Genomic DNA, 19,139 nt, shown 5'->3' with positions numbered 1-19,139 from the left:
GGCGGAGGTCGGCTTAATCAACGATAACCGGACTTCGCACTGGCCTTGTTTGCGGTTTCAGGAGTCGGAAAAGCCATATCGAATGTAATGGCTGTCGTTGTAGTAGTCGCTGCGAGACGCGTCGTAGCGAGCCATTGCTTTGATGTTGGTTTTGTTGAGAACCGCTCCGATCACCGAATCCGAAATGGTCGGTGCAGTGTGCAGGGCGTGCTGAACGACATCGGTCTTCGTGCGTCCCCATTCGACCACGAGAATGTAACAGTCAACCAGCGGAGATGTTACACGCACGTCGACCAGAGGAGTGAGCGGTGGAAGATCCACGATCACATAATCATACGTCTGTCGCAGACGCTCAAATAGCTTGCAGATGGCTTCCGTGGAAAGAATTTCGCTTGTATGAAATAGTGCTCCGCGGCGCACGGCCGGAAGGAAGACGAGATTGGTCTTCGGATCTCGCCAGATGACGTCCTCGAGCGAGCGACTGCCATTGGAAACCTCGATGAGGCCTGCAGAAGCTTTTGGACAGATACTTGCGGTCAAGGACGGGTTCCTCAGGTCGCAATCGACGATGATGGCCCGTTTTCCGCTGTGCCCAATCAGCTGGGCCAGAGATGCTGCGATGGTTGTCTTGCCTTCATTGGGAAGGGCCGAGGTTATCCCGATCACCTGGTTCGAAGTCTTCGCCGGGCTGTGGTCCACCGCAAGCTTGATGGAACGGATAGCTTCGGTGAAGCGGGAGAGCGGCATTTCGACCACCGCGCGATGAATCGCCGGAACATTGGAGATCGTCCTTGAGCGCAGGTCTTCCTCCGCCTGCGAAGACTTGGCAGGCGATTTCGAGGGCTTTGGAGCTTGCAATGCCGGTACAAGGCACAAGCAGGGTAGCTCGAGGCCGGCTTCGATCTGGGATGACGTACGAAAGACCCCGTCCATGACATCTCGCAGGAGCCCCAGGAGGACTCCGAGAGCGACCCCTGCAAACATCCCGAGGCCCAGCACGAGGTTGGTTTTTGGTTTGCTCCTGCTTTGAGGCGGTGAGGCGCCAAAGATCACCCGCGTCTCCGAAATTGGAAATGTCTCCTGCTGCGTTGAACCCATGTAGCGCTGCAGAAAGCTCTCGTACAAGCTGCGCAAGCCCTTTGCACGGCTTTCCAGATCTCTAATCGTGAGTTCAGCGGAATTCACCGATTGAGATTTTGACACGGCTTCGGCAAGCTGCTTCTCAATCTCCTGTTGTCTTTGCTTGGCGAGCTCGGCCTCGCTTCGGCTGATTTCGGCGAGGCGCCGGACCTCATCGAACATGGAGGTTCGATACTCCCGCATTCGGTTGCGGATGTTCACGACAGCCAAGTGGTCGCGACCGACCCGACTAGCTAGCTCGGCCTCGCGACGCGCGAGTTCAAGATATTGCTGGCGGAGAGTCGTTAGAATTGTACTGTTTGTTGCGTCTGTTCCGATGGCATCGAGACCGCCGAGCGGTGGTTGCCTTGCTGGATCTGAGCTGAGAAGAGTTTCGTACCGCGTTAACTTCGCGCTGGCTTCAGAGGTTTGAGCCCGCGCGGCGGCCAATCGAGTGTTGAGCTGGGTGATCAGTTGCTCGTCGATTGATTTGCCGTCGGAGGCGACGATGTTGTTCTGGGCCTTGTAGGTATCGACTGCGCGCTGGGCAGTGAGAGCCTGCTCGCCAAGATCGTGCATTCTCTCCTGTAACCAACTCGTTGCCCTCCGATTGGCTTCGAACCTCGCGTCCAGCTGATCGGTGACATAGGCGTTAGCAACCGCGTTCACGATCTCGGCCGCCCGTGGAGCGCTACTCGAACTGAAGCTGATTTCGATTACGTTACTCACGCCGACGCGAGTTGCCGAGAGTCGATTTAGGAAAACCCCGAGGGCCCCTTCGGACGGATCGTCCTCTGTATCCGATGGAGGAGGATTGTTCGAAGCCGAAATCTGAGCTCGAGCCCAGTGCCACGACGAAAGCAGTGATGAACTTGATCCATTGAAGTCTGGGTCGTCGGCAAGCTTCAATTGATTGAAGACCTTGGTCGCGATCGCCTTTGATTTCAGGATCTGAAGCTGCGTCTCGATTTGAGTGACGTCGAAGGCCGGTTCGGCAAGAAGAGACTGTTGCTGCACGAACTGTGCCCTGGGAATTCCAAGCAGAACCTGGGCCTGCGCCGTGTAGGTAGGAGGGGCCAATCGCAAGTAAAGCACGCTGGCGGCGCATGCAAGGACGACAGTAACAGCGATCACGATGTACTGCCTCCTCAAAAAGCTGACTGCAAGTTTGACAAGGTCTCCAAATCCGCCGCTGTCCGGCTGATCGAACGAACTCTGACCGCTCAGCGCGACGCGCGTTCTCTCGGTGTGTAGAAGATTGCTCTGGAGCATCGGGTACCTTTGAAGCGGATCGCGCCGTCATTGCGACAGTGCAGGGGGAGGCTGCTGCCCATTTCGTATTAAATCATATATTATAAAAATCCAGTTGCAAAATTAAATATTAATCTGTTATTAAGGTCGCCATCCAATGACGATGGCCGCGCCGAGTTTCGTTGAGATTGCGTCAAGTATCGGCGTTCTCTGAACTATTTTGTTTCCTGCTTATATTTAAAGAGAGTGGCAAAATTCAATGATGTCGGAGCGCGTGCGGGTTAATGGGGTCGTGAGCCTCATTATTTTACGGCTCCGGCCGGAGCGCGTGTCTCGGGGAGGTGTGAAATGATCGATATTCAATCTCCGCCGCCTGCCTGGATTGCACCCGCTCCCCCCGGAATGGTGGAGCTGGAGTTGTCTCTTCCGCAAATCGATTTGCTCTGTCGGACCCTCGGTGCGGCAGCCGCCGAAGGAAAGCAGATCTTCGGCTGCTCTATGTGGGGCTCTGGAGGATGTTTGATTATTGTTCCCAAGATCGGGCGGGTGAGCTCAATGGAAGATCAGGCGCGCGTCCGCGAACACGAGGTTGCGCACTGCAACGGCTGGAAACACGAAGACCGATGATTGCCAAGCCGAGAGTCGCGTTCCTTCGCAGCAAATCCGGTTCCGACTACGCACGTGTCGGCTGATGATGAGCGCGCTCGCTGGGCGATCTATGGCGGAGAATGTCTGTCTAGGTCTCCTGGCTGGCCAAGATTGAGGACTCAAAATGGCGCAGAGACCCATTCTAGTCACGGGCCGCAAAGGACAGTTGGCCAGGTGTCTTCATGAGGTTGCTTGCCACCATGGGCGGCCGATAGTGGCACTCGGGCGGCCGGACCTCGATTTAGAAGCCCGCCAGGACATCGACAAGCTCGTCGCGTCGATCTGGCCATCCGTCATCATCAATGCGGCTGCATATACTGCGGTTGACCAAGCAGAAAGCGAAGTTGCCAAAGCGTTCAGCGTCAATCGCGACGGTGCAGCTGCGTTGGCTGACGTCGCTTGGCAGATGAACATTCCGTTCGTACATCTTTCGACCGACTATGTATTCAGCGGCACCAAGCCCGACGCTTACGATGAATCCGATATTCCAGCCCCGTTGAATGTGTATGGCGCCTCGAAGTTGGCGAGCGAAGCGGCGGTGCTGGCAGCGCATCCACTAGCAACCATCGTCAGGTGCTCGTGGCTGTACAGCCCGTACGGTGCCAATTTCGTTCGCACCATGCTGCGCCTAGCTGAGACGCGACCTGTCGTTCGGGTTGTCGGAGACCAAGTTGGCAATCCAACATCTGCGTTCGACTTGGCGACGGGTCTTCTCCAGGTGATTGCGCGGCTACCGTCGATCGATCGAAGGACGAGCGCGGGAATATTTCATCTCGTCGGGCAAGGTGAAACGTCTTGGTATGGGTTTGCAGAGGCGATCTTTAATGGGCTCTCCCGTCGCGGAATCCCGGTTCCCAAGCTCGAAGCGGTCACAACGGACGAGTACCCGACCTCGGCGCGCAGGCCACGGAACTCGCGCCTGGATTCGTCCAAGGCTGAACGCGTATTCGGGGTCAGGTTGGGAGCTTGGCAGCATTCGCTTGATGTCTGCCTCACTGAATTACTTAGCACAGCGGGAGAAGCGGATGCTGAAAGGAATTGTTCTAGCTGGAGGCAGCGGAACGCGGCTGTATCCGATCACACGGGTGGTCAGCAAACAGTTGCTCCCGGTTTATGATAAGCCGATGATCTACTACCCGCTATCAACTTTGATGTTGGCGGGCATTAGGGATATCTTGCTGATCACCACACCGTCCGATCGTCCCCAATTCGAGCGGCTGCTGGGCAGCGGTCGACAATGGGGCATTCAGCTCAGCTACGCGGAGCAGCCCCGGCCGGCCGGCCTTGCCGACGCCTTTATCGTGGGCGCCGACTTCATCGGAAGCGATCGTGTAGCGATGATTCTCGGAGACAACATCTTTTTCGGAAATAGTCTCACCCAGCTGCTCGCTAGGGCCGCGGAACGGGAGCAAGGAGCAACCGTCTTCGCGTACCATGTCCGAGATCCGGAGCGGTACGGGGTCGTGACATTTGATGAAGCGGATCGCCCGGTGCGGATTGAGGAGAAGCCCAAACGGCCTGTTTCGAATTGGGCGATTACGGGACTTTATTTCTTCGACAGCCGGGTCGCGCAGTACGCCCGACGGATAGAGCCCTCGGTGCGTGGAGAGCTCGAAATAACCGATCTGCAGATGCGCTATCTTGCGGCTGGCGCACTTCACGTGGAGCGCATGGGGCGAGGCTTTGCCTGGCTAGACACTGGGACTGTCGAGTCGCTCACTGAAGCCGCCGGCTTTGTGCAGACGCTGGAGCATCGACAGGGAATGAAGGTGGGCTGCCCGGAAGAAGTGGCGTTCAGACAAGGTTTCATCGACCGGAACGAGCTCATGACACTGGCTGCTCCGCTGGAAAAGAGTGGCTACGGCAAGTACCTCACCGAACTGGTGAGCGTCCACGGCCTATCCTAACTTAACACAAGGAATGTTGGTCCGGTGGAAAGAATTCAGAACGGCTGCGTCACCCCCTTGAGACACCTGGTCAACAGACCGGTCTCGCGCAACGCGCCCATGATTGATTATGCTCTCAGGGGTCTACGACAATGCTGGATCTCCGAGAAGGGCAGATGGTCTCACATCTATCATCTCGATGGACGTGCTTCGCCGAATGAGTCTCTCCCGCACAGCGACGTGTTTTACACGCTCAACGTCCTCCTTGGCATGTCGCGCGTACGGGACATTCCGGACGATATCGATCTGGCACAAATATTCGATCGGAACGTCGATGAGCTCACTCGGCTTCCGGTTGCGAAATATGCTTTTGGCATGGCACTTTGGGCTGCGGCCGAGCTCGGATTCGCGCTACCTGAGCCGGTGAAGCGGAAGGTGAGAGCGATCTTGACCGATCAGACGCGCTGGAAGAGCTTCCGGGCCCAAGATTTGGGAATGCTGCTGATAGGGGTGGTAGCGCAAACGCGAGCTGGTGAGAACGAGTGGGCTGTATTTGCCGATCCGCTGTTCCGTTTCCTCAGCCATCGCTTTCGGAGCGAATCAGGATTATTTTTTGACACGCCATTCGGCTTTCGGCGGCGCTTCGCTTCGTTCGCGACACAGATTTATCTCGCCATGGGCTGCTATGAATACGGAGATTTCGTCAGAGATGGCTATGCCATTCATTTGGCCGACAAGTGCGTACGCAAGCTGATCGCCCTCCAGGGGCCCCAAGGCGAATGGCCCTGGTTCTTCGATGCGACGACTGGCCGCGTACTCGACTTCTACGAAATCTATTCCGTTCATCAATTTGGCATGGGCCCCGCGCTGTTGGAATTGGCGGAGCGCCACAACGTGCGAGGCGCACGAGAGGCACTAGCGAACGGCTTCAAATGGGGTCTCGGGCAGAATCAGCTCGGCCGCTCCATGCTTGTGCCCAAACTCGGATTGACGGTGCGCTCGCACGTTCGCGCGCGGGAATACACAAGTAGGATTCCGAGGATGTGTCGCGCGTTGAAGAACGCCTACTTGGGACGCGAGACGGGGTTGATCGACAATTTGGATGTGCGGCTCCGCCTCGAATGTCGCAGCTACGAACTTGGCTGGATCTTGTGGTCGTTTGGTCAACGTGTCGACATGCGCGAGCTTACGCATGATCAGGCGTTTAGCGATATCTCCGTGGAACGAGATACGATCTAGCGGTTCCAAATCACAGACCGTCTGCTGCGCAGATGTGCAAACATCGCAATGGCGCGATGCGTTCTCACCGCGCAGAGAACGGCGGTCGCCTTGAGGCGGGCCGCGCCACCCGCGAGACGGTCGCTCATCATGATGGTGACGACGCCCGATGCGGGGGAGGCTAATACCAGCAGCGCCTGTGCAATCCAGCGCAGTCGCCATGCCGGATCTCGTTCTCTCATGTTTCGATAGTGAGCAATTTGCCGATCCCATTTGGCGTACAATTCCCGCAGGGAATTGCGTGCGGGGTGATAGACGATCATACCTGGGGTGTATTGAAAACGAAGGCCGGCGCAAACCGCACGCTGTCCCCATTCCATGTCTTCAGCAACGTCGACTCCCGCGAAGCGGCCCACGCGCTCGAAGTCGCGACGAAAGACCGCCATGTTGCCTGTCCCGGAGTAGCCGTGCCGTTCAATATATAGTTTGAACCGGTAGGCAAACACGCTTTCATATGCGGCGATAGCGCTGACGGCAGTTTCTGCCGGGTGCCAGATCCGAACGTCTCCTCCCAAGATCGTGCCAGGCGGAGACACGGTCAGTGCGTCGACAATGCTGCTCAGCCAATTCGGGTCTGCCCTGCAATCGGCGTCGATGAATGCAAGGATTTCGCCTCTCGCCAATTCCACGCCGGTGTTGCGTGCAGGTCCTGGGCCCGGGGTGATCTCGCGGAGCAGTGTTGCGCCTGGGTGCCTAACAATGGCATCGATCGGAACTGTTGCGGAACCGTTATCGACCACAATGACCTCAAACTTGTCGCGGTCCAGCAGCTGGCGATCGAGGCTGCAGAGGCAAATCTCCAGCGCCTCAGCTTGATTTAAATGCGGAATAATGACCGAGACCGTCGGTTTAATCTTGGGCGGGGTGGCGCCGCTACTCCAGGCGCTTGTATCCGGCTTTTTTTCGGCCATTCGTCGCCTCATTTTTTCGCTGATTTTAGATCGCTCGCATATTAAATTGTGCTGGACATTATATGTATTATAAATTTAAATCTATAATGTTTTGATTAGGTCGGTCGGATTAGGGGTTCCCATGCGTGCATCTTTTCTGGATTGCCCCATTGATATTCTCACGATGGACGAGACCGTTGAACTTGGGCGTCAAGCCATGCGGACACGAAAGCGACTGCAGCACGTCGCACTGAACGTCGCCAAGTTCGTCAACATGCGCTCCGATGCAGTGCTCGCCGCGGATGTGGCCAGCAGCGACATCGTCGGCATCGACGGCATGGGAATCGTCTGGGCCGCGCGAGCACTTGGGCTTCCGGTCACCTCGCGCGTGGCTGGCGTGGACCTCCTTTGCGAATTGCTGAAGGTCTGTGCTGAGGATGGTTTCAGACCATATTTCTTGGGAGCCACTCCCGCCGTGCTCGATCAGGCCGTTCGTCGCGTCCGCGACAAGCATCCTGCCCTCGTCTTCGCCGGTTGGACGGATGGCTACTTCGATGATCGCGAAGAGCGCGAGATTGTCCGAAAGATCCGATCGAGCGGGGCCGACTGCCTTTTTATTGGAATGCCCACGCCGCGCAAAGAGCGATTTCTCGCGGCTCACCGCGACGAACTCGGCGTACCCTACATTATGGGGGTCGGTGGCGCGTTTGATATTCTTTCCGGCGTGGTACGACGAGCACCGGTTCTCATCCAGCAGCTCGGCCTTGAGTGGCTGTATCGGATCTATCAGGAGCCCCGGCGCATGTGGTGGCGTTACGCAAGGACCAATACTCTGTTTGCGGCCATGCTAGCGCAGGCGATGATCATGCGATCGAGCGTACAAGGAGCACTCCCGCCCAGCCAAGTCGGAGGATGAGATGCAGAAGCATTTCCTGATCCTGCTGGGGACCCGGCCGGAGGCGATCAAACTCTTTCCAGTGATCAATCGACTGAAGTCAGAAAACAGAAAGGACGTCGCGATCACCGTCTGCGCGACGGCTCAGCACCGGCAGTTGCTCGATCAGGTTCTCAAGTTGGCCGAAGTCATACCGGATTTCGATCTGGACATAATGACAAGCAACCAGACCCTCGATCATCTCACGGCCCGGTTATTGGCTCAGATCGGGGACATGCTCGAGAAAGTCAGGCCCACAAGGGTCATCGTTCAGGGCGATACGGCGACTGCGATGACGGGAGCGCTTTCTGCTTACTACCACAGAATTCCCGTCTCGCATGTCGAGGCTGGATTAAGAAGTGGAGATATCTTCGCCCCATGGCCCGAGGAGGTGAACCGAAAAATTGTTGGCTCGATTGCGGACCAACATTTTGCGCCGACCGAGCGGGCCGCGCAGGCCTTGCGATCCGAGAATATCCCGACAAACCGGATTCATGTGACAGGCAACACTGTCGTTGATGCGCTGATCCTTGCGAAGGCCAGGGTTGAAGGCGATCCCACGCTTTCGGCGCGATGGAACGAGATTAGGCAGTGCCACGGAAACCGCCGTATTATCCTGGTCACGTGTCATCGGCGTGAGAATTTCGGAGGCGGAGTTCTCAACATCGTAGCTGCATTGGAGACAATCCTTGCACGAGAGGATGTTGCGGTGGTTCTGCCTGTTCACCCGAATCCAAACGTTAGGGACGTGTTCGTTAGCAGGTTCTCCAATCACCCGCGCGTCGTGCTCATTTCCCCTCAGGAATACACCGACTTTGTCAGTCTGCTATCACTGTCATATCTCGTCCTAACCGATTCTGGTGGCGTGCAAGAAGAGGCGCCGACGTTCGGAAAGCCGGTGCTCGTCATGCGTGACACGACCGAGAGGCCGGAAGGCATTGAGGCAGGAACCGCCCGCCTTGTCGGCGCGAGCCACGAGCGAATTGTGGGCGAAACATTCCGTCTGCTGGATGACGATGAAATTTATGCATCAATGGCGCGCTCTCACAATCCATTCGGGGATGGCCATGCGAGCGAGCGAATCGTGAAAGTTCTACTCGATGCCTGAATTTGCCAAAGTCGCAGTTCTTGGTCTCGGCTATATTGGACTGCCGACCGCTGCGCTGATCGCGAGCCGCGGTTTACGGGTCGTTGGAGTTGATACCAACGAGCGCATCGTGGACACCGTCGGATCCGGTAAGATCCACATTGCTGAGCCCGACTTGGACGGGCTGGTTTCGAAGGTCGTCTCGAGTGGAGCGCTCGCGACCTCCTGCAAGCCCCAACCGGCCGATGTTTTCATCATCGCAGTGCCGACGCCAATTGACGGAGAAAATCGCCCGGATCTATCAAGCGTGGATGCTGCCATCGAGAGCATCGTCGACCTACTTACACCTGGTAATCTAGTAATCCTCGAGTCCACCTCTCCGATCGGAACGACTGAAGCAATCGCAAAACGGATTGGTGAACGGAGGCCAGACCTGCACATCGGCACCAACGGCAAGGAGAACGGCGCGATCTACGTCGCGTATTGTCCGGAGCGCGTGTTGCCGGGGCGCATCTTGACCGAGCTTGCCAACAATGACCGTTGCATTGGCGGCATCACCCCGGCGTGCACACGCCGCGCCCAACGCTTCTATAAGATGTTTGTTCGTGGTGCTTGCGTCGGCACGACGGCGCGGGCGGCTGAGCTGGTGAAGCTAACGGAAAATGCCTTCCGCGACACCAACATCGCGTTCGCAAACGAGCTTTCGTTGATTTGCGATAGGTTGGAGATCAACGTGTGGGAGGTGATCGACATTGCAAATCGCCACCCGCGAGTGAACGTGCTACGGCCTGGCCCGGGCGTGGGAGGGCACTGCATTGCGGTGGACCCCTGGTTCATAATCGACTCTGCACCCGATCTGGCGCGTATCATGCGGATGAGCCGCGAAGTGAACAAGACCAAGACGCGCACGGTCATCGAGCGTGCGGAGGCGCTGATCGAGGAGAATTCTTACGCCAACATCGCCTGCTGTGGCTTGACCTTCAAAGCCAATGTCGACGACTTGCGCGAGAGCCCGGCGCTGGAAATAGTTTTACATCTAGCGGGAAAGTATGGTTCGCGCATAAAGGTGGTCGAGCCAAATCTTCGACGCTTGCCACCGGAATTGGCTGATTGCCGGGTCGGCTTTGTGAGTATCGACGAAGCGCTACGAAGCTGTGAGGTGGCCATCATTCTTGTCGATCACGATGAATTCAAGATGGTCCCCTTAGCTGAACGCCGTCATCTCGACGTCATCGATACGCGCGGCATCTGGCAGGATATGCCGATGAGGGCGTAGTCCCTCCGATGTTGATCACCGAGATGGACCCGCTTCATGTCAATGGCTTGTCCCGATACCTTGGTAATCATCGAGAAAACCGCCAAGGCTTGCAAAGCGAGGGTCGCGAATACCTCCGGCTTAGGATGTTTAGATGCCTAGTTGCAGATTAAAGGAGAGTGGCGTTGAGTGATCTGAAGGGCAAGCGCATTCTCGTCACGGGCGCTTCCGGCTTCATCGGATCGCATATCGTCGATCTGCTGTGCGAGGAGGGCTGCATCGAGATCGTGGCACTCGACAACATGCTAACGGGTCGACCGGAAAACCTGCGAAGGGCGCTGACTCGAGGACCGGTGCGGGTGGTACATGGCGACGTGCGTGATATCAAGCTGATGGCAGCGTTGACCAAGTCGACTGACATAGTCTTTCACCAGGCCGCATTACGCAATGCCCGTTGTGCTGCGGAGCCGCGCCTCTTCATGGAGGTAATGGTAACTGGCACGTTCGAACTGCTTGAGCTTTGTGTGAAGCACGACGTCGAGAAGGTCATAGCGGCCTCTTCAGCTTCCGTGTACGGCTCGGCAGAGGAGCTGCCAACCACGGAGCGTGAAGCGCCTTACCGGAACCGTACTCTTCATGGTGCGGGGAAGGCTTTTAGCGAGGGATTGTTGCGCGCCTATAACGAGATGTATGGTCTGGACTACGTCGCGCTCCGATACTTCAACGTCTATGGCAGTCGAATGGGCATTCACGGCCGCTACACTGAAATGCTGATTCGTTGGATGGAGCGAATTGAGGCGGGATGGCCTCCTATCATCTTCGGCGATGGTCAGCAGACGATGGATTTTGTGCACGTACGTGACGTTGGCCGCGCCAACATACTTGCGGCCAAGGCTCATGTCACCGACGAGGTATTCAACGTGGGGAGCGGTACGGAGACCAGCCTAACGCAACTCGCGGAGGTGCTCGTAGAGATAATGGGGCGTCGCGGACTGGCCCCAGAGTTCGCTCGCGAGCGTTGCGCCAGCCCTGTGCCGCGTTGGTGCGCTTCAACTGGGAAGGCGGAGCGGTTACTGGACTTCCGTGCGTCCATGTCGCTCGAAAAGGGTCTTGCCGAACTGGTGAAATGGTGGCGGCTCGAGCGTGGACTCGCGGCAGATCGTCACAGATCCGAGTTGGCCTCGTAACTCCCGCTAACCGCCTGCCGTGATCTGTCGAGAGTATCGCTGCGCGTTCTGGCGCTGCTCAGATGGCATCGATGGCACACACGTGGATCCCCTTGACGGCTCTGCCGGATGGATCATCCATCTTTGTGAATTCCTGCGACCAGCGGAACGCAGCGGGGCTCGAACACGCAATGGACGGCCCGACAGGTACAGTCAAACAAGCCGTCGGGTTCTTGAAGATGCTGTCAAAGATCATTCTATAGAGATATCCCTCCTTCGAGGTCGGCGTTTGCTTCGGAAAGCGATCCGCGGCCTGGGCCAGCATCTCATCGGTGACTGTTTGCGCCGCCTGTTGCTTCAGGCAATCAATCCAGTTGTACCCGACTCCGTCCGAGAACTGCTCCTTCTGGCGCCACAGGACGTCTTCCGGGAGGAGATCCCGAAATGCCTCCCGCAGTATGTACTTTTCAATTCTTTTGCCCGGACACATCTTGTCGGCGGGGTCTATGGACATTGCGTAATCCAGAAAATCCTTATCCAGGAACGGTACGCGTGTCTCCACCCCCCACGCTGCCGTGGCCTTGTTGGCGCGACAACAATCATATTTGCTGAGCGCGAATAGCTTGCGTACCGTTTCCTGGTGGAACTCCTCGGCGGTCGGGGCCATGTGAAAATACAGGTACCCTCCGAACACTTCGTCGGCGCCTTCCCCCGAGAGGACCATCTTGATTCCCATCGATTTTATCCTGCGGGCCATCAGGTACATCGGAGTGGCCGCGCGGATCGATGTGACATCAAAGGTTTCGAGATGGCGGATAACGTCCTTGAGGGCATCGAGGCCCTCCTCGATCGTGAAGATGATCTCGTGATGCACGGTACCAATGTGCGCCGCCACCTTCCGTGCATACTGCATGTCCGGAGCCCCTTCGAGGCCGACCGAGAACGAGTGGAGCCGCGGCCACCATGCCTCCTCGACTTCTCCCGTTTCAATTCTCTTGAAGCGATGCTGCGCGACGATTGCGGCGATTAGCGACGAATCCAAGCCACCTGATATGAGCACGCCATACGGGACATCGCACATCAGCTGCTGTTTGACTGCGGAGTCAAGAGCCGCTCGCAGGGCCGGTAAAGAGACCTTTCGCGCGGGGACCGTGTGTGCCCACTCGGGATCGTACCACTTCACGAACTGTCTATCGCGACTTGTGTAATAGTGGCCCGGTGGGAACTCTTGGATCGTTTCGCATACGTCATCCAGCGCCTTCATTTCGCTTGCGACGTAGCTCGTGCCGTCGATGCCCCATCCTATATAGAGAGGAACAATGCCCAGATGATCTCGGGCAATGAAAAATTCATTCTGCCTTTCGTCAAACAATGCAAACGCGAAGATGCCACTTAACATTTTGCATACGGCAGGCCCATATTCGTCGTATAGGTACAGAATGATTTCGCAATCTGAATTCGTCGTCCACGGGTGGGTGCGCTTCAGCTCTTGACGCAACGCGAGGTGGTTGTAGATCTCCCCATTCACGGCGAGCACGCGGCGGGCACTTGAATCGATGAGGGGCTGCGCGCCGTGGTCGATATCGACGATTGAAAGTCGCTCGTGAGCAAGCACCGCGCGATCGTTTACGTAAACTCCACTCCAGTCTGGGCCCCGATGTCGGATGGTCTTGGCCATATCGAGGGCGCGGGCGCGCGCAAATTCCAGCGATTCCTTAAATTCGAAAAGTCCGACAAAGCCGCACACGATGTTTGTCCTATTGCTTGGAAAAAATCGATTGCTCGAAGACCGGATCCGCGGCGTGAAAAGGATTATGCAATGCTAATTCTGAAGTTGATCTAGCCTTCGTTGAAGTGAAGCAGCAAGGAGGCTGACTTTGGGTCCGAGCAAGAGGTCATTGACGGGGTAGTCGCCAACGTGATGCTCGCGCAGGCTTCGGGCAAATCGTCCCCATTGGTGGGATCGATGCCACTTGTCGCCCGTGACAAATAGGTCGATATGACCTGGATAAGGGCGCGGCGCGTATTTGCGGACCGCCGCTACGGTGGCGCTTTCGACCCGTTCCCTCGCCCTTCGTGCAGCGGGGTCCATGAGTGCTTGGGCCCGTTGCCGCTCCAGTCGTTGCCGCAGTCTGCGTAAGAACTCTGCGGGCGCCAGCGCAGTCGCATAGCCGGCAAGGCGAACCCACAGCAGTGAGGTGCGCCCGAACACCGCGGGAAATGGGCTGCCGATGAGCGCGAGGAGGGAGACCTCATGCCCCGCGGCGACGAGCTGTTGTGCAACCTCGAATGCAAGGGTCCCGCCAGCACAGTGGCCCGCAATTCGATAGGGGCCGTGAGGCCGATACCGGCGTATCTGCTCGATCTCATAGCGTGCCAGCGCTTCGATGGAATGCAAAGGTTCGGTCCCGTCGAGCCCTGGTGGCTGAACGCCGATAACCGGCTGCGCAGCATCCAGGTGGCGTGCCAATGGCAAAAGACAAAAGACATCGCCAGCGTGACCGGATACCGCGAAAATCGGCGCCCTGCTTCCCTCTGGCTTAATCGGAACAATGGAGACAGGTCCGCTCTGCAGCGCCTCCGCCTGGCGCAGCAAGGCGATTATCTCGTCCTTACGGCCCTTCAGCGCTTCGCGCAATGCGAGGTCGAGCGCCCCCACCGGCGCGCTGCACCTGAGCTGGGCATTCTCAATCCACAGCTTCACGTCTCGGGATCGAAGCGTCGACAGCAGTGCGGCAGCATCCATTACAATCAACCTCTCGCGCAGGCGTTGACCACTAAAGTGCGTCCTCCGCCTCGGCCCTCCAGCCGCTTCTCTCCACTCGAGTCAGCAAGCGGCATTGTTACTTTAAAATTTAATATATGGCAATTAAATCCATGAAAGAAAATACTTGCGAATTATTATATCTGTGTCAGATTAATAATGCGATGCTTTTTTGGTATTTACGTTGAGTTCTCGGCGCGAAGTGCATTGGGCGTTTAAATATGAATTTAATGCAGCCATCATTTCGGCCGCGGTTGGCTTCCGGGCGATCGGAGCGCTCCGTGGACATGCTTGCCATCGAAGCAGGATCCGGACTCGCAAAATGGCCTGACCGATATCGTGGCGATCCGCGGATCCCGACCAAAAGCTGCGCGGAAGAGAAGTGGCACTGATGAACTGCGAAGCGCCCTGGACCACCGATGATACGCGGGTCTTCAGGAAGACTGCGCGCGAGTTCATTGCAAAGGAGTTTCTCTCGCGCCAGGCCCAGTGGGATGAGCAGGGGCGGCCCGATCGGGAAGCATGGCGCAAGGCAGGCAGGGTCGGCCTGCTGCTCCCAGACGTACCGGATGAGTACGGCGGGGCTGGTGGGACGTTTGCTCACGAGGCGGTTGTCATTGAGGAGCTCGCCCGGGCAGGAATTCATTCGGGCTTTGGTGTTCAGAGTATCGTCGCGCACTACATTCTTGCTTACGGAAACGAGGAGCAGAGGCGCCGTTGGCTGCCGGGTATGGCCGCCGGCGAGCTGATCGGCGCAATTGGGATGACTGAGCCCAATGCAGGATCCGATGTTCAGGCAATTAAGACAACGGCCCGCAGGCAAGGAGATGAGTACATCGTCAATGGCTCCAAGACGTTCATCACGAATGGCTCGCAGACAAGCCTTCTCTGCCTGGCTGTCCGGACAGGGGGGGCGGCGCCGGGGCCAAGGGCACTCTCTTTGCTCGTGTTGGAAACCAACGATTTGGCAGGTTATCGGGTCGGACGTTCGCTGCACAAGATAGGTCGACATTCACAGGACACGACCGAGCTGTTCTTCGATGATGTGCGTGTGCCGGCCCGAAATTTGCTCGGTCCGAGTGAGGGTAGGGGATTGTTCCAGATGATGGATCAGCTCTCCTACGAGCGGTTGTCAATCGCAGTGAGCGCGGTCGCCACCGCGGAGAGCGCGGTGGACCTAACGACGCGCTACGTGAAGGAGCGCAACGCATTCGGCAAGCCGCTCATCGATCTGCAGAACACGAGGTTCAAGCTCGCAGAGTGCAAGACCGACGTGCACATCGGTCGGATCTTCGTGGACAAGTGCATTCAGCAGTTCATCGCGGGCCGGCTCGACTCGATCACTGCGGCGATGGCGAAGTACTGGCTCACCGAATGCCAATGTCGAGTGATCGACGAGTGTGTGCAGTTGCACGGCGGTTATGGCTACATGCAGGAATATCCGATTGCGCGGATGTGGGTCGATAGCCGCATCCAAAAAATCTACGCCGGATCGAATGAGATCATGAAGGAAATCGTAGGGAGCTCTTTATGACGACGCTGAGCGAGGTCCGGGTGCACGGGGCGACGAAGGCTGCAGGATGGCAATTGGACCATCTCGTCAACAAATGGAACAACACGCGGGCCGAGTTCCCGCAGGTCTGCGCACACGAACTGTTCGAACAGCAAGTCAGTCGTGAACCGGCGGCGATCGCATTGGAGCATGGCCGTGTGCAGATCAGCTATCAGGAGCTGAACGAGCGCGCCAATAAAGTGGCTCATCACTTGCGTCGAAGTGGGGTCGGGCCAGACGTGCTGGTTGGGGTGTGTTTCGACCGCTCTCCGCAAATGGTCGTCGCGCTGCTCGCAGTCTGGAAGGCCGGGGGAGCCTACGTGCCCCTCGATCCGAGTTACCCGCTCGAGCGACTGGCGTTCATGATCGAAGACTCGCAAACGCCCATCCTACTCACCGAGGAGAAGCATCGGCGGCTCTTCGAGGCCGCGGCCACCAGGCTGATCTGCCTTGATTCCGATTGGCCGATGCTGTCCCGAGAGCCGCGCGAGAATCCCTCGCCGATCACGGCTCCAACGAACCTTGCTTACGTGATGTATACCTCCGGCTCGACCGGCAAGCCCAAAGGGGCCATGATCCTTCACCGCGGGCTGGTCAATTACCTCTGGTGGGCAATCAAGGCCTACGAGGTCGGGCCCGGGAGTTCGGTGCCCCTTCACAGTTCTATCTCTTTCGACCTCACAGTGACCAGTCTGTACACGCCCCTTCTGGCGGGTGGGTCCGTCGAGCTGCTTTCCGAGGACGTTGCAGCGCAGAGCTTGGTGGCTGCGCTGCTCAGATCGGGGGATCGCGGACTTGTTAAGATCACGCCCGCGCACCTGGAACTGCTGAGCCGTCAGATCGATCGCAGCGAGGCCGTGAACTTTTCACGAGCTTTCGTGATCGGAGGTGAAAATCTGCTGGCCGAAACTCTGCAGTTTTGGCGCGATGCTGCGCCTGATACGAGACTGATCAACGAGTACGGCCCGACTGAAACGGTCGTAGGTTGCTGTGTCTATGAGGTGCAACACGGAGATCCCAGTACGGGATCTGTACCTATAGGGCGACCCATCGCAAATACCCAGTTGTACGTCTTGGATGCGAGCTTGGAGCCGGTCCCTCCTGGGGCAACCGGTGAACTATATATCGGCGGTGCAGGTGTAGCGCTCGGGTACTTGAACAGGCCGGAACTGACGGCAGAACGTTTCCTGGCAGATCCGTTCAGCCACGACCCCGAGGCGCGGCTATACAAAACGGGAGACCTCGCCCGCTACCGCAAAGACGGCATGCTTGAATATCTCGGGCGCGTGGACGATCAGGTTAAGATCCGTGGCTATCGAATAGAGCTTGGCGAGATCGAGGCAGCCCTTGCATCCCATCGCCGTGTCCAGTCATGCGCAGTTGTTGCGCGGGAGGACGAGCCGGGAAGAAAAATTCTGGTCGCGTATGTTGTCCCACACGATTCAAAAACATCAAGTGGTGACGAGCTTCGGGCATTTTTGAAGGACACGTTGCCGGAATATATGATTCCTGCCCAGTTTGTATTCCTTGACTCGCTTCCGCTCACACCAAATGGAAAAGTGGATCGCAAGGCCCTGCCTTTGCCATCGAGAGAAAGCCTGGCGGCAGGAAAGGGTGGAGCACCCAGGAGCAGGAGCGAGGAGACGGTCGCGGAGATCTGGAACGAGCTGCTGAAGGTCGATGGAATTGGTATCCACGACGATTTCTTCGACCTCGGGGCAGATTCGTTGACTGCCACTGCTCTGGTCGCAAAAATTCGCGGGGCCTTTAGCGTCGAACTCAGTCTCGCGAGCCTGTTCGAGAGGCCGACGATCGCGGGAATCGCGGAAATGATCGACGTGCTCGCGCTTGCGCGCGGAGGCCCCGGGGCGCAGGCCACGTTAGGCCAACGTGAGGAGTTCACGCTATGACGGAAACTGTTGCGCTCTTGTCCGCCCTCCGGCAACGCGATGTGAAACTCTGGATCGAACGCGATCAGCTCAAGTGCAGTGCTCCAGCTGGCGCACTTGATGCCGAAATGCGGGCGAGCTTGGTTAACCAAAAGGACCAGCTCTTGGCCCTGTTGCGGCAGTCGAATGGCAATCCGGCTGCGCCAGAAGAACCCGCACCACCGCTCCTGCCGACAATTTCTCGCCAGGTCGGGTTGCCCGTGATCCCGGCCAGGGATGAGCAGATGTCCGACTTCGTCAGCGCGCTACGGAGTTGCGGATACGACCTCGCGAAATGCGCTGCACGCGTCGGCGTGTTCCCGCGGCTGGGCGTAAATTTTTGGGAGAGGATGAGATCGAATTGGAAGCCTCAGCCGGATGACCCGATCGATAACCTGATTACGCTGTTCATCGACGGTCACGCGGTAAGGGCGGATCTCCTGGCCCGCCAGATTTCAGCCTCGTTCGTAGATACGGCCCTTGAAATGAGGCTGGTTGAAGAACGGGGCCATTTGCTGAACGCGAACCTATGCCTGTTCCCATGTTTCGGGAAATACATCGTCACCGATCAGGCGGCGAAAAACACGGCCATCAACCAGGTTATGTGGCTTTGGGGGGAGAGTTTCATTTTAGGAGGCTTCGTCGACCGGAAAGTGCGCAGACGCGGCATTGATCTCGGGACCGGTTCGGGGGTGCACGCGATTCTTGCCAGTGATCACTGCTCGCAGGTGGTCGGCGCAGACGTCAGCTCTCGTGCGATTGCTTTCTCCAATTTCAACGCGCAGCTGAACGGGAGCAAAAACATTGATTTTGTTCTGAGCGACCTGCTCGATTCGATCGATGGGTCATGCGACCTCCTGATCGCCAACGTCCCCTATGCCCCCGACACCGCAGCCAGAGCAGGCGACAATTTCTGGAGTGGCGGCATTGATGGCACCGACCTTTTGAGGAGAGTTGTTGAAGCCCTTCCAACAAGATTGGAGAGGGATGGGGTCGCCCACATCAACTCGCTGTTTCCGAACCCTCCGGGAACGCAGATCAAGGATCACTTTGATGCCTGGTTGGGAGGAAAACTCGGCGAGTGGCAGGTGTTGGATCACACGTGGGCAGTGCCACGATATCAAGACCTGCTTTCCGACAAGCCGTACGAGGGGGACAAGAGCGCTTGGCGTTTTGGCGTCGTGAGCTTGCGGCGTTCTGGCGGCGGCAATGGCTGGTGGAAGGAACTCGCCGGACGAGGGCGGTTTTTCCGACCCGACGGAAGCTGCGCCGTCGTTGCTGATCACGAACTTCATCAAGCGGCGCCGTAGATCGCCAGGAGTGAGCCGGCGCAGGGCGGTGCTGAGCGGCCCTGAAGGTTGGTACGATCGGGTCAGCGAAG

At 57.5% G+C, this 19,139-nt stretch carries 15 protein-coding genes; 11 read left to right on the top strand and 4 right to left on the bottom strand.

The genetic code is table 11. The features are described from left to right. Nucleotides 1–57: 57 nt before the first annotated feature. Nucleotides 58–2,391, bottom strand: a complete 2,334-nt coding sequence (locus tag AOQ71_RS15810) for a Wzz/FepE/Etk N-terminal domain-containing protein (protein ID WP_057747604.1) — start codon at nt 2,389–2,391, stop codon at nt 58–60. Between the two features lie 327 nt (nt 2,392–2,718). Between AOQ71_RS15810 and AOQ71_RS15805 the strand changes: the two genes are divergently transcribed. The 4 genes from AOQ71_RS15805 (at nt 2,719) to AOQ71_RS15790 (ending at nt 6,143) form a co-directional block, all read left to right on the top strand. Then, entirely contained in the window at nt 2,719–2,997 is a 279-nt protein-coding gene (locus AOQ71_RS15805) for a hypothetical protein (RefSeq protein WP_157083533.1), read from the top strand. Nucleotides 2,998–3,142: 145 nt separating this feature from the next. After that, nucleotides 3,143–4,135 carry a dTDP-4-dehydrorhamnose reductase gene (rfbD, locus tag AOQ71_RS15800; RefSeq protein WP_057747602.1) on the top strand — a complete coding sequence of 331 codons (993 nt, stop codon included), beginning with the start codon at nt 3,143–3,145 and terminating at the stop codon, nt 4,133–4,135. Then, complete coding sequence (gene rfbA, locus AOQ71_RS15795; protein WP_057747601.1) at nt 4,044–4,925, top strand: glucose-1-phosphate thymidylyltransferase RfbA; 882 nt, start codon at nt 4,044–4,046, stop codon at nt 4,923–4,925. The genes rfbD and rfbA overlap by 92 nt, the downstream gene beginning before the upstream one ends. Before the next feature lie 219 nt (nt 4,926–5,144). Then, nucleotides 5,145–6,143 carry a hypothetical protein gene (locus AOQ71_RS15790; RefSeq protein ID WP_245316894.1) on the top strand — a complete coding sequence of 333 codons (999 nt, stop codon included), beginning with the start codon at nt 5,145–5,147 and terminating at the stop codon, nt 6,141–6,143. Here the strand turns inward: AOQ71_RS15790 and AOQ71_RS15785 are convergent. Beyond that, complete coding sequence (locus AOQ71_RS15785; protein WP_083514238.1) at nt 6,140–7,093, bottom strand: glycosyltransferase family 2 protein; 954 nt, start codon at nt 7,091–7,093, stop codon at nt 6,140–6,142. The two genes, AOQ71_RS15790 and AOQ71_RS15785, sit on opposite strands and share 4 nt — an antisense overlap. A gap of 121 nt (nt 7,094–7,214) precedes the next feature. Here AOQ71_RS15785 and AOQ71_RS15780 point away from each other — a divergent pair, with 121 nt between their 5' ends. The 4 genes from AOQ71_RS15780 (at nt 7,215) to AOQ71_RS15765 (ending at nt 11,535) form a co-directional block, all read left to right on the top strand. Beyond that, on the top strand, nt 7,215–7,988 hold the full coding sequence (locus AOQ71_RS15780) for a WecB/TagA/CpsF family glycosyltransferase (RefSeq protein ID WP_057747600.1): 774 nt from the start codon (nt 7,215–7,217) through the stop codon (nt 7,986–7,988). Nucleotide 7,989: 1 nt separating this feature from the next. Continuing rightward, a complete protein-coding gene (gene wecB, locus AOQ71_RS15775; protein WP_057747599.1) occupies nt 7,990–9,114 on the top strand; it encodes a non-hydrolyzing UDP-N-acetylglucosamine 2-epimerase in 1,125 nt (374 codons plus the stop codon). Beyond that, nucleotides 9,107–10,369: a UDP-N-acetyl-D-mannosamine dehydrogenase gene (wecC, locus tag AOQ71_RS15770; protein WP_057747598.1), complete on the top strand. Its 1,263-nt coding sequence runs from the start codon at nt 9,107–9,109 to the stop codon at nt 10,367–10,369. The genes wecB and wecC overlap by 8 nt, the downstream gene beginning before the upstream one ends. 173 nt (nt 10,370–10,542) lie before the next feature. Beyond that, the gene (locus tag AOQ71_RS15765) at nt 10,543–11,535 is read left to right on the top strand and encodes an NAD-dependent epimerase/dehydratase family protein (RefSeq protein WP_057748029.1); all 993 of its coding nucleotides are present in this window, start codon (nt 10,543–10,545) and stop codon (nt 11,533–11,535) included. A 58-nt stretch (nt 11,536–11,593) separates the two neighbouring features. On the opposite strand, the gene asnB is transcribed toward AOQ71_RS15765, so the two are convergent. Both asnB and AOQ71_RS15755 read right to left on the bottom strand, forming a co-directional pair. Next, nucleotides 11,594–13,261: an asparagine synthase B gene (gene asnB / locus AOQ71_RS15760; RefSeq protein WP_057747597.1), complete on the bottom strand. Its 1,668-nt coding sequence runs from the start codon at nt 13,259–13,261 to the stop codon at nt 11,594–11,596. A gap of 75 nt (nt 13,262–13,336) precedes the next feature. Next, complete coding sequence (locus tag AOQ71_RS15755) at nt 13,337–14,260, bottom strand: thioesterase domain-containing protein (RefSeq protein ID WP_057747596.1); 924 nt, start codon at nt 14,258–14,260, stop codon at nt 13,337–13,339. A 409-nt stretch (nt 14,261–14,669) separates the two neighbouring features. Between AOQ71_RS15755 and AOQ71_RS15750 the strand changes: the two genes are divergently transcribed. Genes AOQ71_RS15750 through AOQ71_RS15740 form a run of 3 tightly spaced genes read left to right on the top strand, consistent with a single transcriptional unit; the run spans nt 14,670 to nt 19,068 of the window. After that, nucleotides 14,670–15,812, top strand: coding sequence for an acyl-CoA dehydrogenase family protein (locus AOQ71_RS15750; protein WP_057747595.1), 1,143 nt, complete (start codon nt 14,670–14,672; stop codon nt 15,810–15,812). Beyond that, nucleotides 15,809–17,740, top strand: a complete 1,932-nt coding sequence (locus AOQ71_RS15745) for a non-ribosomal peptide synthetase (protein WP_057747594.1) — start codon at nt 15,809–15,811, stop codon at nt 17,738–17,740. Before AOQ71_RS15750 ends, AOQ71_RS15745 begins: the two co-directional genes overlap by 4 nt. Further along, nucleotides 17,737–19,068, top strand: a complete 1,332-nt coding sequence (locus AOQ71_RS15740; protein ID WP_057747593.1) for a TubC N-terminal docking domain-related protein — start codon at nt 17,737–17,739, stop codon at nt 19,066–19,068. Before AOQ71_RS15745 ends, AOQ71_RS15740 begins: the two co-directional genes overlap by 4 nt. Nucleotides 19,069–19,139: the final 71 nt, after the last annotated feature.

Origin of the sequence: Bradyrhizobium manausense (assembly GCF_001440035.1) — a bacterium.
Classification (GTDB): domain Bacteria; phylum Pseudomonadota; class Alphaproteobacteria; order Rhizobiales; family Xanthobacteraceae; genus Bradyrhizobium; species Bradyrhizobium manausense.
The sequence above is the reverse complement of the archived record's forward strand: the minus strand, read 5'-3'. Positions and strand labels throughout refer to the sequence as shown.

Coding starts and splice junctions, on each gene's coding strand:
- wecB (WP_057747599.1), top strand. CDS start 7,990: ATGCAGAAGCATTTCCTGATCCTGCTGGGGACCCGGCCGGAGGCGATC.
- AOQ71_RS15755 (WP_057747596.1), bottom strand. CDS start 14,260: ATGGATGCTGCCGCACTGCTGTCGACGCTTCGATCCCGAGACGTGAAG.
- AOQ71_RS15785 (WP_083514238.1), bottom strand. CDS start 7,093: ATGGCCGAAAAAAAGCCGGATACAAGCGCCTGGAGTAGCGGCGCCACC.
- AOQ71_RS15810 (WP_057747604.1), bottom strand. CDS start 2,391: ATGCTCCAGAGCAATCTTCTACACACCGAGAGAACGCGCGTCGCGCTG.
- AOQ71_RS15805 (WP_157083533.1), top strand. CDS start 2,719: ATGATCGATATTCAATCTCCGCCGCCTGCCTGGATTGCACCCGCTCCC.
- AOQ71_RS15750 (WP_057747595.1), top strand. CDS start 14,670: ATGAACTGCGAAGCGCCCTGGACCACCGATGATACGCGGGTCTTCAGG.
- AOQ71_RS15740 (WP_057747593.1), top strand. CDS start 17,737: ATGACGGAAACTGTTGCGCTCTTGTCCGCCCTCCGGCAACGCGATGTG.
- rfbD (WP_057747602.1), top strand. CDS start 3,143: ATGGCGCAGAGACCCATTCTAGTCACGGGCCGCAAAGGACAGTTGGCC.
- AOQ71_RS15745 (WP_057747594.1), top strand. CDS start 15,809: ATGACGACGCTGAGCGAGGTCCGGGTGCACGGGGCGACGAAGGCTGCA.
- rfbA (WP_057747601.1), top strand. CDS start 4,044: ATGCTGAAAGGAATTGTTCTAGCTGGAGGCAGCGGAACGCGGCTGTAT.
- wecC (WP_057747598.1), top strand. CDS start 9,107: ATGCCTGAATTTGCCAAAGTCGCAGTTCTTGGTCTCGGCTATATTGGA.
- AOQ71_RS15780 (WP_057747600.1), top strand. CDS start 7,215: ATGCGTGCATCTTTTCTGGATTGCCCCATTGATATTCTCACGATGGAC.